At 40.3% G+C, this 2129-nt stretch carries 1 protein-coding gene; it reads right to left on the bottom strand.

Annotated features, from left to right (window positions below; translation table 11 throughout):
- Nucleotides 1-551 precede the first annotated feature (551 nt).
- Nucleotides 552-1643 (bottom strand): hypothetical protein, encoded by a 1092-nt coding sequence (locus F6J94_RS33245; RefSeq protein WP_293048078.1) that lies wholly within the window; start codon nucleotides 1641-1643, stop codon nucleotides 552-554.
- Nucleotides 1644-2129 lie beyond the last annotated feature (486 nt).

Genomic DNA, 2129 nt, shown 5'->3' with positions numbered 1-2129 from the left:
TGTCGTGGGCTTAATGACAGTACCGACGACGTAAAGCGATGCTAGTACATGAGGCGCGAAAAACCTCATTAAAAACGTATGGATCCTAGCGGATACCAAAAACCAGTAAAGCAAACCTTAGAAAATGAAAGTACCGTGGGGCACACGGGAACTGAGGAAACTCAACGCTTAGGGAGATAAGCCCACTGGCATTAGTTAAATTAGGCTAAAGACTTGGTTTTTAAACGGGTATTCGGCTTAAGTATTGCCTTTTAGGATAGCTAATTTTAAGGCATGTCGAGGAACTAAGAATCCCCGTCCATAAGCGGGCGGGGAGTGTCAAATCTGGCCATATTCTGCGGTAAGCCACCTGATCCGCCTGGGGAGTTATACCAATTCTTAGGGCTGAGACACCTACACATCAATTTCATCTGACCATCTCCCCATCTGGCCATCTGCATCTGTAGTCCTACTTTGAAGAATTGGTATTATTTATGCCCGCCTGCACTAGTCCGACCGCTTCCGGGACGAAGTTTGTTCCTGCCACTAAGATTTAGGACTGCTAGATGATATCATAACGCCTTCTGCTCCAGGTCAGAGAATAACTCCAGCAGTCCTTGAGTATAAGGAAGCAACAGGTACATCTGATCTGACTCTATACGAGCGTTTAGTTCATCCACCAGCAACTGCAACATTTTTTCCGCCAGCTTCCAACTTACGTCTACGCTAGGAAATACCAGTAAACACAACGGCAACAGTTCCTGTTCTATTGATGTCATATTCCCCTCCAAAGCACATAGCCATAGGTAACCCTGGAACATTTCTAAATCTCTGATAGTCGAAGCCTTAATTCCTGGATCGTCCAGCCCTCCCCGACGGCTAAAATGACCAGATTGCAATTCCCCTGTGCGTTGGTAGACAGTCTGAGCAATATCCTGACTAGCAGGTAAGAGTTGCTCCACTAAGGCTAAGGTAGGTGAGTTAAAATCATGCAAAGCCGCTGCATTACAGATTCGTTGCCAGGGGATAGAAACTTGCTCCTCCACAAACTTAAAGTAGGGACTGAGCAAAATTTGTTCTGGCAATGTCAGCCGATTGAGTACTAATTTAGTGCTGAAGTGAAACTGTGTGGTAACAAAACCAATGGCCCGACGGTCTTTTGCTGATATATGTTGCTCCCGGATTTGCCGCAATACAGGTTCGAGAGAGGTGGCTAGCTTTTCTATAGCTGGTAACTCTAGCGCTACCATTGTCCACGGGCTAGAGAAATCTGTGAAGAAATTAATTGTCTCTCCTAGTCGTATTGCTGCCATTAAACTAGGATTCGGCGATTGCTCCTGGTAAATTTCCAGTACCTTTTGGTAAACGGAGCAAACAAATTCAGCAATTCGCTTAGCCTCGGTCAAATTAACCACATTAGGAATATACGAGAACATAGCATCTGTTTTAATTCCCGCACACTCACAGTTAATTTGGATTAAACGGTGTAACTTGGTAACTGTTTGAGTGCGCCCCTTTCTAGAAGCAACGTCTAGCAAATCATAAATCTTTAAAACATCATTATTTTTAGAGATAATTGATAAATCTGGTACATAGCGATTTGACCAAAAATTGACTAAGCGCTCAACCGATGTTTTGTTGAATCTTGAAGTGTTGATCAGCAAAGCTTTTTCCTCGGATTTCTAAAAACTACTATACTTAATTTAAAGTAAAGTAGTTTTAAATTTTGGCGTTAATATAAATAATTTTGATAAGCTTTTAAAAAAAAGCTATAGATCACTCTATATTAATCATAAATAAAAATTATTCGGTGATTTACATTACAATAAATAGGTAATAATTAAGGAATCATTAGTAATGAATACTTGGTAATGGATAATGGGTAATTTGAGTAGGTGCATCCCGTTGTCATACAAATAAAATCGTAAGCACTCAGCCTAATCCTTAAAATAAACCTCGTTCCCCTAGGGTGCGCCGATACGCAATGCGCAAACAGGACAATTTAATAGTTCGAGATTCATGAGAATTCAAAGGTAAGCATATGCTGATAGCTTACGTTTTTGTATTATTTATACACATGATAAACGTGATTCATGATAATTATGTAAATTTTTGTTAAAGTTTAAAAAAAAAAACAACACAATGATCAA

Origin of the sequence: Moorena sp. SIO1F2, assembly GCF_010672755.1 — a bacterium.
Taxonomy (GTDB): domain Bacteria; phylum Cyanobacteriota; class Cyanobacteriia; order Cyanobacteriales; family Coleofasciculaceae; genus Moorena.
This window is presented reverse-complemented; position numbering and strand designations above follow the sequence as displayed.